The sequence below is a fragment of the Phenylobacterium sp. genome (assembly GCF_030651755.1).
Taxonomy (GTDB): domain Bacteria; phylum Pseudomonadota; class Alphaproteobacteria; order Caulobacterales; family Caulobacteraceae; genus Phenylobacterium.
This window is the reverse complement of the sequence record NZ_JAUSBZ010000082.1, coordinates 13,977-36,207: the sequence shown is the minus strand read 5'-3', so window position 1 is coordinate 36,207 and position 22,231 is coordinate 13,977. Positions and strand designations below refer to the sequence as shown.

Annotated in this window: 20 protein-coding genes and 1 pseudogene; 10 read left to right on the top strand and 11 right to left on the bottom strand. The window is 66.6% G+C overall.

Translation table 11 applies throughout. From position 1 onward, the window contains the following. The 3 genes and pseudogenes from Q7V15_RS08000 to Q7V15_RS07990 all read right to left on the bottom strand — a co-directional run. Positions 1-405 (bottom strand): annotated as a pseudogene (locus tag Q7V15_RS08000) (hypothetical protein); the annotation flags it as partial. A gap of 27 nt (positions 406-432) precedes the next feature. After that, on the bottom strand, positions 433-873 hold the full coding sequence (locus tag Q7V15_RS07995; RefSeq protein WP_304754942.1) for an isoprenylcysteine carboxylmethyltransferase family protein: 441 nt from the start codon (positions 871-873) through the stop codon (positions 433-435). Further along, positions 870-1,457: a TetR/AcrR family transcriptional regulator gene (locus tag Q7V15_RS07990; protein ID WP_304754941.1), complete on the bottom strand. Its 588-nt coding sequence runs from the start codon at positions 1,455-1,457 to the stop codon at positions 870-872. Before Q7V15_RS07990 ends, Q7V15_RS07995 begins: the two co-directional genes overlap by 4 nt. 152 nt (positions 1,458-1,609) lie before the next feature. Between Q7V15_RS07990 and Q7V15_RS07985 the strand changes: the two genes are divergently transcribed. From Q7V15_RS07985 to Q7V15_RS07975, 3 genes are all read left to right on the top strand, one after another. Continuing rightward, a complete protein-coding gene (locus Q7V15_RS07985) occupies positions 1,610-3,463 on the top strand; it encodes an ATP-binding protein (protein WP_304754940.1) in 1,854 nt (617 codons plus the stop codon). Between the two features lie 98 nt (positions 3,464-3,561). After that, positions 3,562-5,664 (top strand): catalase, encoded by a 2,103-nt coding sequence (locus tag Q7V15_RS07980; RefSeq protein WP_304754939.1) that lies wholly within the window; start codon positions 3,562-3,564, stop codon positions 5,662-5,664. Positions 5,665-5,875: 211 nt separating this feature from the next. Continuing rightward, positions 5,876-6,346, top strand: coding sequence for a DUF4168 domain-containing protein (locus tag Q7V15_RS07975; RefSeq protein WP_304754937.1), 471 nt, complete (start codon positions 5,876-5,878; stop codon positions 6,344-6,346). A gap of 32 nt (positions 6,347-6,378) precedes the next feature. Here Q7V15_RS07975 and Q7V15_RS07970 read toward each other — a convergent pair whose 3' ends face one another. The 3 genes from Q7V15_RS07970 to Q7V15_RS07960 all read right to left on the bottom strand — a co-directional run bounded on the left by Q7V15_RS07970 (position 6,379) and on the right by Q7V15_RS07960 (position 10,895). Beyond that, the gene (locus Q7V15_RS07970; RefSeq protein WP_304754936.1) at positions 6,379-7,002 is read right to left on the bottom strand and encodes a class I SAM-dependent methyltransferase; all 624 of its coding nucleotides are present in this window, start codon (positions 7,000-7,002) and stop codon (positions 6,379-6,381) included. A gap of 96 nt (positions 7,003-7,098) precedes the next feature. Next, positions 7,099-8,202 (bottom strand): response regulator, encoded by a 1,104-nt coding sequence (locus Q7V15_RS07965; protein ID WP_304754935.1) that lies wholly within the window; start codon positions 8,200-8,202, stop codon positions 7,099-7,101. 158 nt (positions 8,203-8,360) lie between these two features. Continuing rightward, positions 8,361-10,895 (bottom strand): TonB-dependent receptor, encoded by a 2,535-nt coding sequence (locus Q7V15_RS07960; protein ID WP_304754934.1) that lies wholly within the window; start codon positions 10,893-10,895, stop codon positions 8,361-8,363. 404 nt (positions 10,896-11,299) lie between these two features. On the opposite strand from Q7V15_RS07960, the gene queC reads away from it, so the two are divergent. From queC to Q7V15_RS07945, 3 genes are read left to right on the top strand one after another with little or no spacing between them, the layout of a single operon-like run. Further along, positions 11,300-12,031, top strand: coding sequence for a 7-cyano-7-deazaguanine synthase QueC (queC, locus tag Q7V15_RS07955; protein WP_304754933.1), 732 nt, complete (start codon positions 11,300-11,302; stop codon positions 12,029-12,031). Continuing rightward, positions 12,028-12,660 carry a 7-carboxy-7-deazaguanine synthase gene (gene queE / locus Q7V15_RS07950; RefSeq protein WP_304754932.1) on the top strand — a complete coding sequence of 211 codons (633 nt, stop codon included), beginning with the start codon at positions 12,028-12,030 and terminating at the stop codon, positions 12,658-12,660. Before queC ends, queE begins: the two co-directional genes overlap by 4 nt. A gap of 38 nt (positions 12,661-12,698) precedes the next feature. Continuing rightward, entirely contained in the window at positions 12,699-13,070 is a 372-nt protein-coding gene (locus Q7V15_RS07945) for a 6-carboxytetrahydropterin synthase (protein ID WP_304754930.1), read from the top strand. Here the strand turns inward: Q7V15_RS07945 and Q7V15_RS07940 are convergent. The 3 genes from Q7V15_RS07940 to aroC form a co-directional block, all read right to left on the bottom strand. Further along, the gene (locus Q7V15_RS07940) at positions 13,067-13,288 is read right to left on the bottom strand and encodes a hypothetical protein (protein WP_304754929.1); all 222 of its coding nucleotides are present in this window, start codon (positions 13,286-13,288) and stop codon (positions 13,067-13,069) included. The genes Q7V15_RS07945 and Q7V15_RS07940 overlap by 4 nt on opposite strands. Before the next feature lie 73 nt (positions 13,289-13,361). Next, a complete protein-coding gene (locus Q7V15_RS07935; RefSeq protein ID WP_304754927.1) occupies positions 13,362-13,874 on the bottom strand; it encodes a response regulator in 513 nt (170 codons plus the stop codon). Between the two features lie 129 nt (positions 13,875-14,003). After that, complete coding sequence (gene aroC / locus Q7V15_RS07930) at positions 14,004-15,125, bottom strand: chorismate synthase (protein WP_304754926.1); 1,122 nt, start codon at positions 15,123-15,125, stop codon at positions 14,004-14,006. A gap of 107 nt (positions 15,126-15,232) precedes the next feature. Here aroC and Q7V15_RS07925 point away from each other — a divergent pair, with 107 nt between their 5' ends. Next, a complete protein-coding gene (locus Q7V15_RS07925; RefSeq protein WP_304754925.1) occupies positions 15,233-15,499 on the top strand; it encodes a hypothetical protein in 267 nt (88 codons plus the stop codon). Between the two features lie 3 nt (positions 15,500-15,502). Here Q7V15_RS07925 and Q7V15_RS07920 read toward each other — a convergent pair whose 3' ends face one another. Further along, positions 15,503-16,213, bottom strand: coding sequence for a DnaJ C-terminal domain-containing protein (locus Q7V15_RS07920; RefSeq protein ID WP_304754924.1), 711 nt, complete (start codon positions 16,211-16,213; stop codon positions 15,503-15,505). Positions 16,214-16,296: 83 nt separating this feature from the next. On the opposite strand from Q7V15_RS07920, the gene pdxH reads away from it, so the two are divergent. Together pdxH and Q7V15_RS07910 are read left to right on the top strand one after the other, a co-directional pair. After that, positions 16,297-16,971: a pyridoxamine 5'-phosphate oxidase gene (gene pdxH / locus Q7V15_RS07915; protein ID WP_304754923.1), complete on the top strand. Its 675-nt coding sequence runs from the start codon at positions 16,297-16,299 to the stop codon at positions 16,969-16,971. Positions 16,972-16,983: 12 nt separating this feature from the next. Then, the gene (locus Q7V15_RS07910) at positions 16,984-18,477 is read left to right on the top strand and encodes a bifunctional aminoglycoside phosphotransferase/ATP-binding protein (RefSeq protein WP_304754922.1); all 1,494 of its coding nucleotides are present in this window, start codon (positions 16,984-16,986) and stop codon (positions 18,475-18,477) included. Positions 18,478-18,484: 7 nt separating this feature from the next. On the opposite strand, the gene Q7V15_RS07905 is transcribed toward Q7V15_RS07910, so the two are convergent. Next, on the bottom strand, positions 18,485-19,576 hold the full coding sequence (locus Q7V15_RS07905) for a 3-deoxy-7-phosphoheptulonate synthase (protein WP_304754921.1): 1,092 nt from the start codon (positions 19,574-19,576) through the stop codon (positions 18,485-18,487). Positions 19,577-19,912: 336 nt separating this feature from the next. On the opposite strand from Q7V15_RS07905, the gene Q7V15_RS07900 reads away from it, so the two are divergent. After that, positions 19,913-22,228, top strand: coding sequence for a long-chain-fatty-acid--CoA ligase (locus Q7V15_RS07900; protein ID WP_304754920.1), 2,316 nt, complete (start codon positions 19,913-19,915; stop codon positions 22,226-22,228). Positions 22,229-22,231: the final 3 nt, after the last annotated feature.

Below are 22,231 nucleotides of genomic sequence, written 5' to 3'. Positions count from 1 at the left end.
AGCGGCGAGATGCGCCTCCAGCACCGGGACGACACCGTCCCCCAGGGTCAGGTCCGCGTGGCCGACAATGCCGGCGCAGGCTCTGACCTCGCCATAGAGGCCGCTGGCGCTCATGGCCGCCACGCCGTTGACGAACTCGGTCTCTCCCACCGGCGCCAGGGCCGCGGGCGCCCCGGCCCGGTACATGGCGCCGCATTCGACAAAGACGGTCGCGCGCACATTGTGGCCAGCGTCCAGGTCGGCTTGAAGTTGGTCGAGGAGGTAATGCGGCGACCGGCGCAGCAGGGCTTCGAAACCATGCCGCGGCGGCGGTGAGTCTGGCCCAAAGCGCCGACGCATGTCCCAGAGATGGTGGTGCGGATCGATGATCGGCAGGCCAGGATCGAGAATGGTCTCTTGCGCCATGGGCGTCCTCCTCTGGGCGCCTCTGACCTAGATCCAGCGACGGACCTTGCCGCGATAGGCCAGGTAATCCGCCCCGAACCGCCGGGTCAGGGCGCGCTCTTCAAACGGGATGTACCAGAGCTGGGCCGCCAGGAAGAAGACCAGCACCGGAAGGAACGGCGTGGCCCTCCCGATCAGCAGGGCGGCGCCGGTCAGCAATAGCAGGAAGCCAAGGTACATGGGGTTTCGGCTGAGCCGAAACAGGCCCGATGTGACCAGCAGGTCAGGGTCGTCAAAGGTCTTGATATTGGTCCCAAGCCTGCGGAAGAACCGCGCCCCTGATACGGCCAAGGCCAGCCCGAGAACCCCGACCGCCGCGCCAAGCCAGGTCCAGGGGGCGGCCAGGAGCCTTGGTCCGGGGGAGACGAGGGCCAGGCCCGCCATGGCTGAAAGACAGAAGACGACAAGCAGTGGGGGTACGGGCCTCATGGGGCGAACTCCGGGGTCAGGGCGCGGTTCATCAGAGTGTCCAGAGCCGCCGTGACGTCCCGAAGGTCTTCACCCTCGCGCGCCGCATCTGCGGCCTCATGCATGGCGGCGAAGATCATTCGGGCGGTGAGGTCTGGCGCGACTGGCCCAAAGGCCCCAGCCTCCTGGCCCGCGCGGATCATGGCCGCCAGTCGCGCCGGGCCGCCCCGGTGGCGCGGAACGGGCCGGTTTCGGGCGAAGTCGGAGTGGAAGAGGGCGTCATGCAGGCCTTCCATCTCCAGGTTGAAGGCGATGTAGGCCCGAGCCATACCCCGCAGGGTGGCGGGCCAGTCTATGGGGTCGAGACTCTCGACCGGCTCAGGAGCCTGGGCCTCAAAGCGATCGAACAGCTCGTTCCGCAAGGCTTCGAGCAGATCATCCCAGGTGGCGAAGTACAGGTAGAAGGTGCCCTTGGCGGCGCCAGCCTCGGCCACGACATCCTCGACGCGCACCTGATCGGCGCGCCGCCGTATCAGCCGCTCAGCCGCAGCCAGAAGCTCGCGCCTCCGGTCGGCGGGATCAAGGCGTCGCCTTGGGGTTCGCATCCTGCGCCTCTATTGACTGCGGGTCAGTATTAATGACCGAAAGTCATTTGTCAAATTTCGCGCAAAACGACTGTCCCAGCCGGCAGAAATCAATTCGTAGGCATTCCGATGCCATTGTTCGGCCATCTGCGCAGAACGCCGAGGCCCGGACTTTGCCGAACCTGACCACCCCCAGAGCCGAGGACATCAAAGTCGAGCCGGCGGTCCTGGCTCAGTCGCAGACGCCGATCCTGCGCATGTGCGCGGCGTTCGCCACAATCTATTATCTGGTCATCACCCTCTCGCACCCGTTCTTCGAGACGGGCGCAGCCCTGTGGGTGCTGACCGGGCTTTCCAGCCTCACTGCGGTGATCGCCTTCCTGATGTGGAAGAGATTGCGGTCTGAGATGAGCCTGCCGGCCCTCGAGGGGACGGCGCTCGGGCTCTACGGCCTGTCCTTGGCCAATGTGGTCGTCTATCAGAGCTACCATTTCGAGCCCTTGAAGCTGATCTACTTTGTGCTTTTGGCGCTTGCCTTCGCCACATCGGCGCCGACCCGGCGGGTGGGATATAGCGCTGCGACCGTCGCCTTGACCGGGCTCGTGCTGATGGCCCGCGAGGCGCCCGGCGATTTGATCGGGGAATACGTTTACGTCGGGGTCGCCAGCCTGTTTGCGGCCGTTGGCATTTCGTCCCTGATGCGGGCCGCCGTGATGCGGGAAATCCGTGCCCGGCTCGCCACCGACATGTTGAACCGGGCCTTGCGCCACGAACTGACCCGCAACCAGGAGCTCGCCCGGGGAGCCCAGAGCCTGGCCGTCGCCGCCCGGGCCGCTGATCGCGCAAAGAGCGAGTTTCTCGCCACCATGAGTCACGAAATCCGCACCCCTCTAAACGGCGTGCTGGGCATGGTGCAGGTGATGGAGCGGGACGACCTGTCGCCTCCGCAGCGGGAGCGCCTGGCCACCGTCAGGGGATCAGCCGTCGATCTTCTGGACATTCTGAACGCCATTCTGGACGTCTCCCGCATCGAGGCGGGCGAGATGTCTTTGCAGACGGCCCCCTTCGACCTCGACCGCTTCGCCGAAACCCTGCGCAAGCTCTACGGCCAGTTGGCCGCCGACCGCGGCCTGGCCTTCCGGCTCGATGTCTCGCCCGTGGTGTCGGGCCTGCGCCTGGGCGACGAGGTGCGGGTGCGCCAGATCCTCAGCAACCTGATCTCCAATGCGCTGAAATTCACCGATGCCGGTTCGGTGATCGTCCGGATCGGCGGGGATGACGGACGGCTCATCTGCGAAGTGCAGGACACCGGCATGGGCATCCCGCAGGATCAGCAGGACCGCATCTTCGAGAAGTTCGTGCAGGCCGATTCCTCCAACACCCGACGGAGCGGCGGGACCGGCCTGGGCCTGGCCATCTGTCGCGAGCTTGCTGATATGATGGGCGGCCAGATCACCTTCGCCAGTCAGCCAGGACTGGGCGCCCGTTTCAGTCTGGAACTGCCGCTGCCGGCCGTGAAGGCCGAGGTTGCGGGCCCCCCCGCGCCTGACCCGCCAGTCCAGGGCGAGACGTCGCCGGCGTTGGGCAGGGGCGCCCTGCAGGGCCAGCGGCTCCTGATCGCGGACGACAACCTGGCCAACCGGGCGGTTCTGCAGACCCTGCTGGAGGGCGAAGGCGCCGAATGCGGGCTGGCGGCCGACGGGGTGGAGGCGGTGGAGGCCTGGGAGACCGGGGCCTGGGACGTCATCCTAATGGACATCCATATGCCCAGGCTCGACGGTCTGGCTGCCGCTCGTCAGATCCGGTCCCTGGAACGCGTTCAGGTGAGGGCCCGGACGCCGGTGATCGCGGTCACGGCCAGCGTCATGGCCGACGAGATTCGCCGTTACACAGGCGCGGGGATCGACGCCGTGGCGGCAAAGCCCGTGCAGTTCGAAACCCTCCTCCACCAGATTGAGCAGGTCACCGCTGAGGCCGAGGCCCGCCCGTCTGGCGCCGCCCCGGGTCCATCGATTCGCACAGCCTGAGGACCCTGCGCCAGCGAGCGCGCGGGGAAATCCGCAACCAATGAACCCTTCTCAGGTCTCGCGCGCTTCTGCGTCGGCTCCAGAGGAGGACAGACGCCATGGCCGACGAGATCTACGGGAAGCGTAACCCAGGCGCGGGAGGCGAAACCCATCAGACCGCCTCTGGCGAAACGCCGGTCCTGACGACGCAGCAGGGCGTTCCGGTCGCCGACGACCAGAACAGCCTGAAGGTCGGCGCCCGTGGCCCGGCCCTGCTGGACGACTTCCACCTGCGCGAGAAGCTCTTCCATTTCGATCACGAGCGGATCCCCGAACGGGTGGTCCATGCCCGCGGCTTCGGCGTGCACGGCTATTTCGAGGCGACGGAATCCCTGTCGGACCTGACCCGGGCCGATCCCTTCCAGGAGGCCGGCCAGCGCACGCCGGTCTTCGTGCGCTTCTCCACGGTGGCTGGCGCCAAGGGCTCGCCGGACCTGCCGCGGGACGTCCGTGGCTTTGCGGTCAAGTTCTACACCCAGGAGGGTAACTGGGACCTTGTGGGCAACAACATCCCGGTCTTCTTCATCCAGGACGCCATCAAGTTCCCCGACCTGATCCATGCGGCCAAGCCGGCGCCCGACCGCGGCTTTCCCCAGGCCCAGACGGCCCACGACAACTTCTGGGACTTCATCACCCTGAGCCCAGAGTCCATGCACATGATCATGTGGGCCATGTCCGACCGGGCCATCCCGCGGTCCCTGCGGTTCATGGAGGGCTTCGGCGTTCACACCTTCCGGTTCATCAACGCCGAGGGCAAGTCGAGCTTCGTCAAGTTCCACTGGAAGCCCAAGCTCGGCCTGCAGTCGGTGCTGTGGAACGAGGCCCTGAAGATCAACGGCGCCGATCCCGACTTCCACCGTCGCGACCTGTGGGACGCGGTCGAGAGCGCCACACCGCCGGAATGGGAGCTGGGCGTTCAGGTCTTTGACGAGGCCTTCGCCGATGAATTCGAGTTCGACATCCTCGACCCCACCAAGATCATTCCCGAAGAGCGCATTCCGGTGCGGATCATCGGCCGCATGGTGCTGGACAACAACGTCCAGAACTTCTTCGCCGAGACCGAGCAGGTGGCCTTCTGCACCCAGAACGTGGTGCCGGGCATCGGCTTCACCAATGACCCCCTGCTTCAAGGCCGGAACTTCTCCTATCTCGACACCCAGCTGAAGCGCCTGGGCGGCCCGAACTTCACCCACATCCCGGTCAACGCGCCGCGCTGTCCGGTGCACAACTTCCAGCAGGATGGCCACATGGCCATGCGCAACCCCGTCGGCCGGGCCAATTACGAGCCCAACAGCTGGGGCGAGCAGGGCGGTCCTCGGGAGAGCCCAGAGCGGGGCTATCCGCACTTCACGGCCGCCGAATCCGGCGAGACCCGCCAGATCCGCGCCGAAACTTTCGCCGACCACTACAGCCAGGCGCGGCAGTTCTTCATAAGCCAGACGCCCATCGAGCAGAAGCATATGGGCGACGCCCTGGTGTTCGAACTCAGCAAGTGCGACCGGCTCGACATCCGCGAGCGCATGGTCGGCCACCTGCGCAATATCGACGAAGGCCTCGCCAAGACGGTCGCCACCGGCCTTGGTCTTGCGAACATGCCCGCCGCCCTGAATCCGGCCCGGCCGGTGGTGGCGGACCTGCCGCCCTCGGATGCGCTCAGCATGCTCAAGCGGCCCCTGCCGAAATTCGAGGGTCGTAAGTTCGGGCTTCTGATGACCGATGGCGCCGATGCGAGCCTCTTCAAAGCGCTCACTGACGCCATCGCCGCCGAGGGTGCGATCTTCGAAGTGATCGCGCCTCACATCGGCGGGGTGAAGCTGAGCGACGGCGCGCTGCTGCCAGCCGACCAGAAGATCGATGGTGGGCCCTCGGTGCTCTACGATGCGGTGGCCGTGCTGGTGTCGGAAGAGGGGGCCGCCATGCTCTCCAAGGACAAGACGGCCAAGGACTTCGTCAATGACGCCTTCGCCCACTGCAAGTTCATCGCCCACACGCCGGCCGCCGCCGTGCTGTTCGACAAGGCTGGCGTGGCGGACGACATGGACGAGGGCTTCGTGGACCTGAAGGGTCCGAAGGACGCCAAGGCCTTTGTGGAGGCCTGTCGCGCCATTCGGCTCTGGGCCCGGGAACTGAAGGTTGATCTGGACGCCGCCGCCCTGAAATGACCGCTGGGGCCATCCAGCTCCCGAGGTTTTGTACAGAAACGCGTCGGCCGCGCCGCCGCCCCTTTCGTTTTGGCGGGGGCGGCGGCCGGTACAGGCCCGCAGCAAACGCCAAGGCGATCACGGGCGCGTGATTATTTTTCCTGAGATGCGCAACCTTCCCGAGCGTTCACCGGTTTGTGAAGGGAGTGGACAGAACAGGAGACCCACTGACATGACCCTCAAGACCACGCTTTTCGCCGCCGGCGCCGCGCTCGCCCTAATGAGCGCTCCGGCCCTCGCCCAGGACATGGATAGCGCCGCGACTGCGCCTCCCGAGATCGGCGCGCCGGTCGAGGCTGGCTCTTCCGCCTTCACCGACGCCCAGGTCGACAGCTTCGCCGAAGCCATGACGGACATTCAGTCACTGAACGAGCAGTACAGCGCCCGTGTGGCTGCTGAGGCCGATGAATCGGCCAAGGCCGCCCTGCAGCAACAGATGACCGCAGAGATGACCGCGGCTGTTGAGGGCGCCGGCCTGACGTCTGAAGAGTACAATCAGATCGCCGCCGCGGCCCAGGGTGATGCTGAGCTGCGCGCCCGCATCGGCCAATCCATGCAGGCGGACGCTGGGACCAGCGCCGATGCTTCCGCTGAGGCCGGCGCTGAGGTCGAGGTTGAGGCCGAGACTCCGTCTGATATGTAGGCCGTCAGCCTAGCCAGAGTTGGGGGCGCGGCTCAGTTCGTCTGGGCCGCGCCCCACTCATTCCAGCCGGCGAACCTCGGTGTCTTAGGCAGGTAGGCCTTCTCCACACTTCCAAGCCTGAACCCCGCTGCGGTGATGCTGTCGGCGACGGGACGGTTGAGGTGACAGCCTCCGGCCAGGCGACTCCACAGTGGGTCCAGGCGAGTCTGCCAACGAGCCACCCCTGGTTCTGGCGAAAGGCCATGCTCGCAGAAGTAGAAATCGCCGCCGGGCGCAAGGACCCGCCGGGCTTCGGCCAGGGCGGCGGCGGGGTCGCGCACCGAGCACAACGTAAAGGTGCAGACCACGCTGTCGAAGCTGTGATCTGCGAAGGGAAGCGCCTCGGCTTCTCCGGCCTCAATGGCGACCCGCAGATTCGGGCTGCGCGGCGCCGCGGACGCTCGGTCGCGAAGCTGCGGGGAGGGATCAATTCCCGTGACATAATCCACCCAGGACGGATCGTAGAAGGCAAGGTTTAGCCCACCGCCGACGCCAAGCTCCAGAACCCGCCCATGAGCCTGCGGCACGAGCCGGGCGCGTTGTCGCATGATCGCCGGTGATCCACAGGCGCAGGTCAGCAATCTGGGCAGGATGGCGCGCTCATAGAAGCTGGTCATGGGATCCCCGATGTCGCCCGATCATGAACCGGCATGGTCGCCCGGCCCAGGACAAGTTGCAAAGAGACCCGCAGGTCGCCTCATCGGCGACGGTTCCTAGGCCGCCTTGGCGTCGCCCTGGCCCAGGGCCTGTTGCAGGGCCCGGAGAAGGCTCTCGGGCTTCATCGGCTTTTCAACCACCCCAATCATGCCCGCAGCGATGTATCCGGCTGCGTCCTCAGGGTCGGCGTTGGCGGTCAGGGCGATGATTGGGGTCTGGCTGGCCGGACCTTGCAGGGCGCGAATGGCGCGGGTGGCGTCGACGCCGTCCATACGCGGCATCTTGATGTCCATCAGGATCAGATCAAAGCGCCCGCTCTTGGCCAGTTCCACCGCCTCGACGCCATCGACGGCGGTCTCAGCGGTGCAGTCGAACATCTCGCAGAGGGTCTCGGCCACCATACGGTTGGTGGCGTTGTCATCAACGATCAGGACGTGGGCGGCGCGGTCGGACGCTGTTTCGGCTGGTTCGGCCGCGTCTTCGGGCGCGCAGGGAGCCAGAAGTGTGAAAACCGCCGTCTCGCCGCCGCCGGCGTTCCGCTCGGTTTGTCCCAGGCCGTCGAGAGCCTGGAGGATGCGCTGACCCAGCGCCGCCCCCATGGCGGTCTCCAGTCCGAAACGGGCGGCGATCTCTTCGATACTGCCAGACAGGCTGCCGTCGACGACCTCGCCGGCCCCGCGGACGCGGCCCTCTAGCCTCAGGCTTCCAGCTTGGGCGGACACGACCTGGAGGGAGGCTTCGACAGCGCCGTGGCGGACGCCGGAAATCGCCTGGCCGATATAGCCATCGAAAATCTGGTGCAAGCGGTGGGCGTCAACCAGGGCGGCCGCGGCGGGATCGCCCTCATAGGCGACGAGAAGGGTGACGCCGCTTTCGCGGGCGCGGCTGATCCAACGCTCCTGCACCTCATCCATCAGATCGCGAAGCTGGTGTCGGGCCGGGTTCAGGGCGAGTTGTTCGGCGGCGGCGATCTTCAGATCGCGGGCGGTGCTCAGTAGTCGCGAAACCGAATGGGCGGCCTCATCGATCCCTTCGACACAGGCCACCGCGTCGGCGGAGAGATGCTGGCGACAAAGACGTTCCGTCAGCGCCAGCATACCCTCGACCTGGATGCGAATTTCTTCCGTGACGTGATCGAAAAAGAACTCGGAAGGGGACATGGGACGTCGGCACCATTGGAAATCTTATATCTAGGATGGCCGAAACCCTTTTCGGAGACGTTAAGCCTGCCGCCGCCTCTTTGACGCAGTGTCCAAAAACATGAGACGGGCGGCAGGTTTCCCCGCCGCCCGTCCTGATCGTCCTGGAGAGGCGGTCTCTAGAAGCGGTACTGCAGCTCCAGACCGAAGGTGCGGGGCTGGATCAGGCCGCGGGTGATCGCCGTCCCGGTCTGTTGCAGATAGGCCTGACCGCCGACCATCATTCCCGGGTTGGGGGCGCCATAGACGGCGGTGGGATTGGTCGTCCCGGTCGAGGTGAAGCCCTCTTCCTCGAAAGCGTTCTTCACATAGCCGATGACCGCATATCGGTTGCCGAGATCGCGCCAGATCAGGCGGAAGTCCGCGACCGAATAGGCCGGCACGGCGAAGGCAGGGTTGTCGAACGGCTGGTAGGTGGTCTCGTCGGTCCAGAAGGCGGTGGCAGAGGCGATCAACGAACCGGCGTTGAAATCCCAGGTGTAGTTGCCGTTCAGGGCCACCTTGTGTTCCGGCGACTGGAACAGGCGGGACCCCTTCAGGTCCTGGAAGACCAGCAGGACGCCGTTCTGCACCGCCGTGCCGCCCGCGGGCCGGGCGCTGGCCAGTTGGGCGCTCGGGTCAGCCGGATCATAGAAGCAGCAGCCCTCGGTGATCTCGGTGTTCAGATAGCCGTAGCTGACCGACACCTGCAGATTGCGGTTGGGCTGCCAGATGGTCTCCAGCTCCAGGCCATAGGCCCGGGCGTCGACGTTGATGAAGTTGTTGGCCGAGGCGGTGCCTGCGGCGTTCAGCTGCTGCAGGTTCAACTGCAGGTCCGAATAGTCGTTGTAATAGAGCGAACCATTGACGATCAGCTGGCGGGCGATCGTCTTCTTCATGCCCAGCTCATAGGCGTTGACGAATTCAGCCTTGCCCTCCGGGTTCGGGGCCAGGGTGCCGAGCAGGAAGCCGCCGGACTTATAGCCGCGGCTGTACTTGGCGTAGAACAGGCTGTCGTTGTCCGGGGTCCAGTCGAGGTTCAGCACGCCGGTGACCGCGTCCCAGCTCTTGGACAGGGTGCGGCTGTTCTGGACGCCCGGCGTGCCGGGCTGCAGGTCGGTGGAGACGTCGAAGGCGAAGGCGCCGCCCAGTGCCGGACCAAAGGGGCCGGCCGGGGAGAAGAGGACCAGTCGCTGGCTCTCAAAGCCGTCCTTCTCGTCCTTGCTGTAGCGCAGACCAGCCGTCAGGGCGAAGGCGTCGCTGAGCTGGTAGGAGAACTGACCGAAGGCGGCCAGGGCCTTGGAATTCAGCTCGGCATAGCCATCGACGAAGTTGCGGCTGGGATTGGCCGGGGCCCTGATGCAGGGATTGGCCGTGCCGCCAAAATAGCAGGGGTCGGCCATCTGCGACTGCTGGGGATTCCCCAACTGGATGCGCTGGCTGTAGTCTTCTTCGTACTGGTAGATTCCGAGGATCCAGCTGAGCGGCCCATCCGAATTGGACGTCAGGTTCAGCTCGTTGGAATAGTACTTCTTCGTTTCGTAGAAGTCGGTGGTGTAGTCCACGAAGATGCCCGGGACGCCGGCCACAGTGATCGGCGCGGTGCGGCTGGTGTTGTCGTAATCGCCGCCGGTCTGATAGTCGTACTGCTGGAAGCCGCCGATATACTTCAGGTCGGCGAAGCCCAGGTCCCAGGTCACCTGACCGGTCAGGACGTGGTTGCCGCGCAGGGCGCCGTAGCCGTCGCGGTTGGTGTTCTGGACATAGGGGTCGCGGACGCCGGGATTGACGATCGTCTCGCCGAACTGCAGACCGGTCACTAGGCCGCCGATGGGCTGGAAGGCGCGGGTGGTGTCGTAAGGGCTGACCAGATTGGCCAGCCGGTCGCCGACGCCCAGGCTGTCATCCCAGTTGGAGCGATTGTAGCGGACCCAGACGTCCACATCCTCGCCGAGCTCGGCTTCCATCTGGGCCTCGAAATAGGTCCGCTTGATGGAGGCGCCTTCATTGGCGCTGCCGATGTTCTCGATGAAGCCCTTGCGCTGCCATTCCTGGTTGCCGCCGACCTTGAAACGAAGGTTCTCGGCCACGGGCAGGGAAACCACACCCTCGATGCGGGTGTAGTCATAGTTGGCGACCGCGGCGCGGATTTCGCCGGAGAACTCGTAGTCCGGGCGCTTGGAGATCTGGTTGATCGCGCCGCCCATGGCGTTGCGGCCATAGAGGGTGCCCTGGGGCCCGCGGAGAATCTCGGTGCGCTCGATGAACAGCGGCGTCTTGAACAGTTCCGAGGAACTGGCGGAATAGAAGCCGTCCGAATAGGCGGCCACGCCGGGATCATTGCCGATGTAGAAGGTGTTGCGCCCCGAGCCGCGCAGGGAGACCCGGTCGGCGCCCGAATAGTTCATCCCCGGGGTGAAATTCACGAAGTCCTGGATGTTGGTGATGCCCTGGGTGTCGCGCTGCTCCGAGGTGAAGGCCGAGACGGCGACTGGGACGTCCTGCAGGGCCTGCTCACGCTTTTCGGCGGTGATGACCAGTTCCTGGATGGTGAAGGGCTCGGAGACGCGGGGCGCCTCGGACTGCGCCGCGGCGGCGCCGGCGCTGGCGAGAACGGCGACTGAAGCGCTGGTCGCCAGCAGGCGACGCAGACCGGTTTGCGAGAAAGACGACATAAGTCCTCCCAAGCGGCTTTGGCGCCGCTCGTTGTTTTCAATGTTGTGACAAGGATCGCCGGGGAGGGCGATCAGGGCGGGGAACCTCGTTCCAACCGGCGGGCCAGTCAAACTTATCTGCGTTCAGGCGCCAAATATGGCGAAGGTTTGCGTCCGCCGTGGCGGAAATACCGCGCTTTCAAACGCGACGCACAAAACCGACCGGTGTTATGCGGCGGTTCCCTGTATCCGTAACTGATTCCCGGCGCCAACTTTCCGCTACGGATGCGTACTGAAAATTCGAAGCCCGATGTCAGAGGCTCGTGGCGCAGGGTCCTGGATCGGCTCGCGCCCCGGGGGACTGAGGGGCAATGGCGAAACAGGACAGACTTCCCCTCGGGCGCCTGCACGCGCATATGGGGGAGATGACTGACACTGATCGCGACAGGCGCGCCCTCGTGCTGTTTTCCGGGGGCCAGGACTCCTCGGTCTGTCTGGCCTGGGCGCTTTCCCGGTACGACCAGGTGGAGACGGTGGGTTTCGACTATGGTCAGCGTCACGCCGTTGAAATGACCGCCCGTCAGGTGGTCCGCGAGGCTATGGCGAACCAGACGCCGGCCTGGGCCCAGCGGTTGGGTCCTGACCACCTGGTGGACCTGACAGGGTTCGGGGCGATCGCCGAAACGGCCATGACCGCCGAGCGGGCCTTTGAGGTGACCGACAAGGGTCTGCCCTCGACCTTCGTTCCCGGGCGAAATCTCGTCTTCCTGACCTATGGGGCCGCCCTGGCGGACCGTCGTGGCGTGCGGGATCTGGTCGGCGGCATGTGCGAGACCGACTTCTCCGGCTATCCCGACTGTCGGCGCGACACGATCGAGGCCCTGGAGCACGCCCTCAACCTCGGCATGGCGCAGGATTTCCGCATCCAGACGCCGCTGATGTCGCTCACCAAGGCGCAGACCTGGGCTCTGGCCAAGGGTCTGGGCGGCGAGGCCCTGGTGGCGCTGATCTGCGAGGAGAGCCATACCTGCTATCGCGGCGAGCGCGGGCTGCGCCACGACTGGGGCCACGGCTGCGGGGACTGTCCGGCCTGCGACCTGCGCGCGCGCGGCTGGCATGAGTGGGTGGCGCAGGGGCGCCCGGAGCTCGCGGCGTGACCTATTCCGTCAAGGAAATCTTCCTGACCCTACAGGGAGAGGGGGGCCAGGCCGGCCGACCCGCCGTCTTCTGTCGGTTCGCGGGCTGCAATCTCTGGTCTGGCCGGGAGATCGACCGCGCGCGAGCGGTCTGCACCTTCTGCGACACCGATTTTGTCGGAATGGACGGCCCGGGCGGAGGCCGGTTCGCTGATGCTGACGCTCTGGCCGACGCCGTCGCCCTGGCCTGGACCGGGGGCCTCGAAAATCGTCTGGTCGTCTGCACCGGCGGAGAGCCGTTGCTACAGCTTGACGGCCCGCTGATTGGGGCCTTGCACGCCCGGGGTTTCACCATCGCCGTGGAGACCAACGGCACCCTGGCCGCGCCGGCGGGGATCGACTGGATCTGCGTCAGCCCCAAGGCCCAGGCGGCCGTCGTCCAGACCTCAGGCCAGGAGCTGAAGCTGGTCTTTCCGCAATCCGGCGTCGATCCGCAGCAGTTTGCGGCCCTGGATTTTGAACGCTTCTATCTCCAGCCCATGGACGGGCCGGACCGCGCGGCCAACACCGAAGCGGCGATCGCCTATTGCCTCGCCCACCCTCAGTGGCGTTTAAGCGTGCAAACCCACAAATATCTGGGCATTCCCTGACGGCCGTATGGCTGGACGGATCGCCTGAGCGCGCGGCAATGACATCGCATATCTTTGAAATCACCAAGGTCGCGACCTTCGATGCGGCCCACTATCTCCCTGACGGCCCGGCCCAGAGCCCCTATACCCGTCTGCACGGCCATTCCTTCCAGGTGGAGGCCACTGTGGCGGGCGTTCCCCAGGCGCCTGTGGGCTGGGTCGCTGACCTGGCCGAACTTGACGGCGTGTTGCGCGCTGTAGCGCTCGAACTGGATCATGGGCTTCTGAATGAGAAGCCTGGGCTGGAGAGCCCGACCCTGGAAAACCTCTGCCTCTATTTCGCGGAGCGGCTGAAGACTCCGTTCCCGGGGCTGGTGCGGGTCAGGGTCTCGCGTCCGACCATCGGCGAAAGCTGCGCGCTGAACCTCTAGCGGTTGCGACGGTCCTTGCGATCGTCCTCGTCATCCCCGCCAGGAATCACCGCGCCGGCGGCCATGCCGACCCCCTTCGCGGTAGCCCCTACGGCTGCGCCGGTGACGCCGATGGCGACCCCGGCCGTCGTACCCACGACAGCCGCCGCCAGGCAGCCGGCCTGGCTGAGGGCCAGGACGCCGATGAGGCTCAGGCGCAGAAGCAGAGTCGCAGACATGATGAATCCCCCGGAGTCCGGCCCCACAAGATACGCAAAACATCACCAAATGGTGGTGATCGGTCGGCGCGGATCAGTCCAATTGGTGGGAGAAGGACACCTGGGAGTCATCCTTGCGCCGCCAGGGGCCGGCGAAGGCGGGATCAGCGCGGCGGCGGCGATCAGGACCGAAATAGTCCTGGGTCCTGACAAAGGGCCGCGGATGCTCAACGATGCGGTTCAAGCGCTCCAGCACGCCGCGGGCGGTCAAGGGCTTGGCCAGGAATTCGTTGACCCCGGCGTCGCGGGCCTCCGCCACCCGGCGCATGGTCGAATGGCCGGTGATCATAATGACCGGAACCATCTGATTGGGGCTGTCCTGGGCGTTGCGTAGCAGGCGCACGAAGTCGATGCCGTCGAGGGGCTGCATCGATAGGTCGGTCATGACAATGTCGATGGGATGGTTGCGCAACTGCTGAAGGCCCTCGGCCCCGTCGGCGCCCTCATGAATGTGCACAACGCCGATGGCGCGCAGAATCTCAGTCAACAGCACCCGCATGTGGTGGTTGTCGTCGACGAGGAGGATTCTGAGCAGTTCGTATCGCAACGGTCCGTCTTTCGAGGTCAATCACTAGGGTAGGCGGGCCGCCCGCGCGCGGGGCGGCTCATTTCAGGCAAGTCCGCCGCGCGGTCAATCTGAAAACCGTGGATTTTTGACGGTGTCGGTAAAGCCGATCTAGGGCGGCGGCGCCCCCGGAACAAAGCGCCCCTCCCCAGCCTGAGCCCTGTGGCGGAGGAAGGCGTCAGCCAGAACACAGGCGACCATGGCCTCGACCACCGGAACGGCGCGAATCCCGACGCAGGGATCATGACGACCCTTGGTGCGAAGCTCGACCTCCTGGCCCGCTTCATCGATGCTGCGACGGGGAGTCAGGATGGAAGAGGTGGGCTTGAAGGCGATGCGGGCCGTCACAGGCTGGCCTGTGGAAATCCCGCCCAGGACGCCGCCGGCCTTGTTGGACAGGAAGACCGGCAGGCCATCGTTGCCCATACGCATCTCGTCGGCGTTCTCTTCCCCTGAGAGGGCGGCCGAGGCGAAGCCTGCGCCAATTTCCACGCCCTTGGCGGCGTTGATGGACATCAGCGCGCCGGCCAACTCCGCGTCGAGCTTGCCATAGATCGGCGCCCCCCAGCCGGCTGGGGCCCCCTCTGCGGCGACCTCGACCACAGCGCCGGTGGATGAGCCGCTCTTTCGAACTTTTTCCAGGTGCTCTTCCCAGACCGCGACCGTCCCGACGTCCGGGCACCAGAAGGGGTTGTTGCGGGTCTCATCCCAGTCGAAGCGGGCGCGATTGATCTCGTGTGGGCCGATCTGGACGACCGCGGCGCGGATGGTGACGCCCGCCAGGATCTTTCGCGCCACCGCGCCGGCCGCCACCCGGGCGGCGGTTTCACGGGCCGAGGCCCGACCCCCGCCCCGATAGTCGCGAACGCCGTACTTGGCGAAATAGGGATAGTCCGCATGGCCGGGACGGAAGGCCTGGGCGATCTCTGAATAGTCGCGGCTGCGCTGATCGGTGTTCTCGATCATCATGGAGATCGGCGTGCCGGTGGTGACGGGGCCGCCGGTCCGCTCATCCTCGAACACCCCTGAGAGGATGCGCACGGCGTCCGGCTCCTGCCGCTGGGTGACGAACTTGCCTTGCCCTGGGCGGCGCTGGTCGAGCCAGACCTGCACATCCTCGGGTGTCAGCGACAGTCCTGCGGGGCAGCCATCCACGACGCAGCCCAGGGCCGGCCCATGGCTTTCGCCCCAGGTTGTCACGCGGAACAGATGACCAAATGTGTTGTGCGACATAGCCGCGCTCTTAGCGCATTTCCGGTCTGGCGCCACGCCTGGGATGGGGAACCCATCCGTCTCAGACGCACTGTCTAGGCATGAAATTACGTCAGGAGTTCGCACCTATGCGTCTGGTTGTTCTTTCCATCGCCGCTCTTCTGCTGCCCGCCGGAGCAAGCTTCGCCGACGCACCGCCCTCGGCTGAAGAGCGCGCCAGCGTGATGGCGGCCCTGGCGGCCGTGGGCTGCAGTGACCCACGCGAGATCGAGCGGGAAGAAGATGACGGGGTGCTTGAGGGCTATGAGGTCGAGGACGCCAAGTGCGCCGATGGCGTCTATGACTTCGATCTGGACGTGAATTTCAACATCACCGATCGGGATCGGGAGGACTGAGGATCACGCCGCCCAGGCCGCGGCGAAGCGCCTGAGCAGGGTGCGCGCCGCACTGGAGGCGGTGTCGCTGGCGGCCTGAAGGCGGATGAACAGGTCGCCTTGGCGGCGCCGTCCCCGGGCGGGCAGGCCCTCGCCGGGAAGCCGGATGAGCCCTCGCTCAACAGCCTTGCGGGTGATCCAGACGTCCCTTGGACCAAGCGGGGTGTCCAGGCGGACCCGCCCACCCTGATCGAGAAGCGCGCGCTCCAAGTGAGCGGTCAGCCAGAGATCATCGCCCCGCACCATCAGCCGACCATCGCCGCGCACGGCGACGTTCAGCACCTGACCGCCGGCGCGTAGCCGGTCGCCGCTGCGAAGGCCGGCCGGCGCGCGAATTCTCAGCCGTCGACCATCGGCCAGGGTGTGCTCGACCTCGCCCCCGTGGACAGCCTTCAAGGGAGAGATGTTGAGGACGTTGGCCTCGCGAGCAGCCCAGGGACGAATCTGGGTCGCGGGCGGCTGGTGGATCAGGCCCTCGGGGGGCGGCAGCCGCAGCAGGTCGTAGGCCAGCACCGTCTGTCGAAAGGCCTCGGCGTCGCCTCCCGCGCGGTCAGGATGCACCGCCTTGGCGCGCTGGCGAAAGGCGCGGCGCAGCTCCCCGGGCGAGGCCTCGCGGGTCACGCCGAGCAGTTCGCGCGCCTGGCGCGGTGACATGGCGTGATCGGTCCCGCTCATGGTTCCGATTCCTAAGACGAAGGCGGTCAACGGCGCGTTAAACCCCTGACGGACCTGCGACTGCGCGCTATAGGGCGAGCGTCATGTCAAAGCGCCCTGAAGACTCGCTCATTCCCGCCTCGCCCAGCGAGGATGACTATGTGGCCCAGGTCACCAAGGCCGAGCCGCCGCCGCTGTTGTCTGAGGACGATCCGTTCGCCCTGTTCGCCGAATGGCTGAGGGAGGCTGGCGCCAAGGAGCCCAACGATCCCAACGCCATGGCCCTGGCCACCGCCGACGCTGATGGCGCGCCGGACATGCGCATGGTGTTGCTGAAGGACGTCGATGCCGACGGTTTTGTCTTCTACACCAACCTGGAAAGCGCCAAGGGCCGGCAACTGGCCGAAAACCCCCGCGCGGCCCTTCTGTTCCATTGGAAGTCTCTGCGCCGTCAGGTGCGGGTGCGCGGCGCCATCAGCCCCGTGAGCGCGGCTGAGGCCGACGCCTATTTCGCCACGCGGGCGCGGGCCTCCCAACTCGGCGCCTGGGCCTCGGAGCAGTCTCGCACGCTGCCTGACCGCCTGGCCCTGGAGAAGCGCATCGCCGAGGCCGGACTTCGGTTTGGCCTGGGCAAGGTGGCGCGCCCCCCTCATTGGTCAGGCTTCCGCCTGTCGCCCGAGGCCATCGAGTTCTGGCGTGATCGTCCCTTCCGGCTGCATGAGCGGCTGGTCTTCCGTCGGGCCAGCGGTGGGTGGACCACCGAGCGCCTCTATCCCTGATGGACGCGCGTCTTGATTGACCCTGAAGAGGCCGAGGTCGCCGCCTGGCTGGAAGGCCAGGCTGAGCGGCGGATCGACACCGCCTGCGCCCGGGTCTTCCTGACGCCGGAGCGCGCCTTCAAGGTCAAACGACGGCTGGACCTCGGCTATTTGGACTATTCCACCCTGGAGCTGCGCCGCTGGGCTCTGGATCGGGAGCTGCGATTCAATCGGGCCGCAGCGCCGGATATCTATCGCGCCGTGCGCGTCATCACCCGCGCCGCGGATGGCGGTCTGGAGTTCGATGGGGAGGGCGAGCCGGTCGAACTCGCCCTGGAAATGCGCCGCTTCGACGAGACCGCCGTGCTCTCGGCCCAGACCTGGGCGGTGGACGGCGCCCTGGCCGACAGTCTGGGACGAACCATCGCGGGCTTCCATGCCGCAGCGCCGCTGCGGCCGGAGGGCGGGGGCGGGCGGGCGCTGAAGTTCACCATCGATTCCAACGCCCATCTGCTGCGCCAGCTGGCCCCGCGCCTGGGGTCTGAGCGGGTGGAGGCCGTGGTTGCGTGCACTAGCGCCGCCTTCTTCCAGCATGAAGCGCTGCTGGACGCTCGGGCCCTGGGCGGCTTCGCCCGCCATTGCCACGGGGATCTCCACCTGGGGAACATCCTGCTGGAGGACGGGCGGCCGATCCTGTTCGACTGCATCGAGTTCAACGACACCCTGTCGGACGTGGACGTCCAGTACGATATCGCCTTCCTGCTGATGGACCTTGATTTTCGTCGCAGGCGAGATGCGGCGGTTCGGGTGCTGTCGGCCTATCTGGACGAGGCCGCCCGCAGCTTCGGGCCCGAACTGTGGGATGGCCTGGCGACCCTGCCTTTGATGATGTCGGTCCGTGCGGCGGTCCGCGCCCATGTGTGGGCTCATACCGGCGATGACGCCGCCGCCAGCGCCTATCTCGACGCGGCCCTGGCGCACCTGTCGCCGCCGCCGGCCCGGCTGCTGGCGGTCGGCGGCGTGTCGGGGACCGGCAAGTCGACCTTCGCGCGGCTGGTGGCGCCGGGGATCGGGGCTGCGCCTGGGGCGATCGTCCTGCGCACCGATGAGGTCCGCAAGCGGCTCATGGGGGTCGCCCCCGACAGCCGCCTGCCGGCCAGCGCCTATGGGCCGGGCTTCTATGAGCAGGTCTATGACACGCTGTTCAGTGAGGCGGGACAGGCCCTAGCCGCGGGCCGGTCCGTGGTGCTGGACGCGACTTTCATCTCACCAGACCTGCGCCGCCGGGCCGAGGCGCAGGCGGCCCGTTCCGGGGTCGCCTTCGACGGGGTGTGGCTTGAGGCGCCGGTGGAGATCCTGGCCGCGCGGATCGACGCCCGCCATGGCGACGCGTCGGACGCCACAGTGGAGACCCTGCGCAAGCAACTCGACTATGAGATCGGGCTGATCGACTGGGTTCGAGTGGACGCCTCGGGCACAGCCGACGAGGCCGCCGAGGCCTGGAGCCACCTCCAGACCTCGGGCTGATTTTCCATCAGGCTTGCGCCGGTTCACGGGCAAGGGCCTTGCGACGCGCCGCGACCGCGCCAGCCAGGGTCTCTAGCACCGCCACGGAATCCTCCCAGCCGATGCAGCCATCGGTGATCGACTGGCCATAGGTCAGGGGCTGGCCAGGGATCAGGTCCTGACGGCCGGCCACCAGGTGGCTTTCCACCATCACCCCCATGACCTTCTGGTCGCCGGCCCCAAGGCGGGCGGCGAGTTCGGCGATGACCGCGGGCTGGTTCTCCGGCTTCTTGTTGCTGTTGGCGTGGCTGGCGTCGACCATCAGGCGCGAGGCGAGGCCCGCCTTCTCGATCAGGGCGCAGGCGGCCGCGACGCTTTCGGCGTCATGATTGGGGGCCGATCCGCCGCGCAGGACCACATGGCAATCGCCATTGCCGGTGGTGGCGGCGATGGCCGAGCGGCCCTCCTTGGTCACGGCCAGGAAGTGGTGCGGCTGGCTGGCGGCGCGCACGGCGTCCACGGCGATCTGCACATTTCCGTCGGTGCCGTTCTTGAAACCCACGGGACAGGAGAGGCCCGAGGCCAGCTCCCGGTGGATCTGGCTCTCGGTGGTCCGCGCCCCGATGGCGCCCCAGGCCACCAGGTCGGCGATGTACTGCGGGGTGGTGACGTCCAGGAACTCGCAGGCCGCCGGCAGGCCCATGTCGTTGATGTCGGCCAGCAGGCCCCGGGCGATGCGCAGGCCCTGGTCGATCTGGAAGCCGCCGTCGAGGCCCGGATCATTGATCAGCCCCTTCCAACCCACCGTGGTGCGGGGCTTTTCGAAATAGACCCGCATCTGGATTTCCAGCTCGCCGGCGAACCGCGCCCGCTCCGTCGCCAGCCGGTGGGCGTATTCCATGGCTGCGTCCGGGTCGTGGATCGAACAGGGGCCGATGACCACCAGCAGGCGGTCGTCCCGGCCATGGATGATGTCCTGGGCGGCCTTGCGCGCGCCGGTGACCGTGGCGGTCGCCCGGGCGGTGCGCGGCTGGGCGGCCATGATCTCGGCCGGTGGCGTCAGCGGCCTAATCGAGCTGATGCGCAGGTCGTCGGTGGTGATGGATTCGGTGGCGGTCATGGAGGCTTTCTCGGAGGGGCGCTTTGGCGGAGCGGTCCGACGGGCCATAAAAAAAGCCGCCGGATCGGCGGCGGCGGTGGGGTTCGTCTTACGTCTGGGTCACGTCAGCAGAACTCCGTCCGTCGCCAGGGGCGTCGGATAGCCAAAATACCAAAAGAGATAGGTGGCGGCGTTCGGAGACATGATGGGGCTTATTTAACCCAGGGCCAGGGCCCTGTCACCCCATTCGCGCAAGGATCGTCCCTTTGCGCCCGCACGGAGCGACTCTCGTTGCCTAACGGGCGTCGCAAAACTAGCTTAGCCCGCAAGAACACCGATAACCTAGGGAGCGAATTGATGCTGGGCTTGATGCAGGACTGGCCGCTGACGGTCGACAAGATCCTGGACCATGCGAAGGAATGGCATGGGGACCGGGAGATCGTCAGCCGCAGCGTCGAAGGCCCCATCGTCCGCACCACCTATGCCGAGGTCCATGGCCGGGCAAAGCGCCTGTCAAACGCCCTCCTGAACCTGGGCATGAAGCCCGGGGACCGGATCGCCACCCTGGCCTGGAACACCGCCCGGCACCTGGAGGCCTGGTACGGCATCATGGGGGTGGGCATGGTCTGTCACACCCTCAATCCGCGCCTGTTCCCCGAGCAGCTGGCCTACATCATCAACCATGCCGAAGACCGGGTCATCTTCACCGACCTGACCTTCCTGCCGATCCTGGCGGCCCTGAAGGACAAACTGCCGACGGTCGAAAAGATCATCGTCATGACCGACGAGGCGCACATGGCCGACTGCCCCATCGAGGGCGCCCTGTGCTTCGAAACCCTGGTGGCTGAAGCCTCCCCCGACTGCGCATGGGGCGGCTTCGACGAGAACACCGCCGCGGGCCTCTGCTACACATCCGGCACCACCGGCAATCCCAAGGGCGTTCTCTATTCGCACCGCTCCAACTTCCTGCACACCCTGACCACCATGGGCGCCGATGTGCTCGGCGTCGGCGCGGCGGACTCCATCCTGCCCGTCGTGCCCATGTTCCACGCCAACGCCTGGGGCATCGCCTTCTCGGCGCCGGCCGTGGGGGCCAAGCTGGTCATGCCGGGGCCGAAGCTCGACGGCGCTTCGGTGCATGAGCTGCTGGAGAGCGAGCAGGTCAACTTCTCCGCCGCCGTGCCGACAGTCTGGCAGATGCTGCTGCAGCATCTGCGCGACACCGGCGGCAAGCTGACCAGCCTCAAGCGGGTGGTGATCGGCGGTTCGGCGGTGCCCGAGGCCATTGTCCGCGGCTTCCGCGACGAGTACGGCGTCGACGTGACCCATGCCTGGGGCATGACCGAAACCTCGCCGCTGGGCACCCAGGCCACCCCCAATCACAAGATCGCCGCCATGAGCGAGGAGGAGCAGCTCCGCTTCAAGCTCAAGCAGGGCCGTCCGCCGCTGGGCATCGAGATGAAGCTGGTGGATGACGATGAGAAGCGCCTGCCCCATGACGGAACCACCTTCGGGCGGCTGAAGGTCAAGGGCCCCTTCGTGGTGGGAGAGTACTTCAAGGCTGACGGGGGCAAGATCCTCGACGGCGAAGGCTTCTTCGACACCGGCGACGTGGCCACCATCGACGACCACGGCTACATGCAGATCACCGACCGCGCCAAGGACGTCATCAAGTCCGGCGGCGAGTGGATCAGCTCCATCGAGATTGAGAATCTGGCCGCAGGCCACCCCAAGGCGGTTCTCGCTGCGGTGATCGGCGTCGCCCACCCCAAGTGGGACGAGCGCCCCCTCCTGCTGGTCAAGCTGAAGGACGGCGAGAGCGCCTCCAAGCAGGAGTTCCTCGACTTCCTGGAGGGCAAGATCGCCAAGTGGTGGATGCCTGACGACGTGGTCTTCGTGGACGACATCCCCCTGGGCGCCACCGGCAAGATCGACAAGAAACTGATCCGCGACCAGATGGCCGACTATCGCCTGCCCACGGCCGAGCCGGCCCCGGCCGCGCCGTTGCTGGCGTCCTCGCCCAAGCTCTACGCCCCCGAACCGGAGGCCCCGCAGGCAGATGCGTCCGAGGGACACGCCTCGGTCTGGACGCCCGCGCCAGGGCCTGGTGAGCCCAGGGCGGAGAGCGAGGGTCTGACCGTGGTCGAAGGCGCAGACGGGCAGGGCGAGCCGCCCACCACCACCTCGACCGGGGAGGCCGTGGCGGAGGCCCTCGGCCCTTTTCCCGATGAGGCCGTAGAGGCGACGGCGACCTCGGCGGCGGCCTGGCCGGCCTATACGCCAGAGCCTGAACTCGCCTCTGCGCAAGGGGCGCAACCGACCTCTGCGGACTCGCCCATATTCATGCCAGCTTCGCGCCAGGGGCGGCGCAAGTCCTCGCCGCTGGCGGGCCTGTTCATGATCATTGCGCTACTGATCGCCCTGGCTCCGGCCGCCATGTGGTCGGCGGGGACCTACGGGTGGAGCTATGGCTGGGTCAGCGGAGACGTTGCTCGGGCGCTGCTGGCCTGGTTCCCGCAGGTGGCCATGGCCAGCGCCTTCACCGGCGTCATGGCCATCGTTGTCGCCGCCATCGGCGGTTTCCGCCGCTACTGGGCGCCAGCCTTCATCGCTATTCTGATCAGCGTCGTCACCCTGGCGGTGCTGGCCGCCAGCGGCGGGCTGGGGGTCTAGACC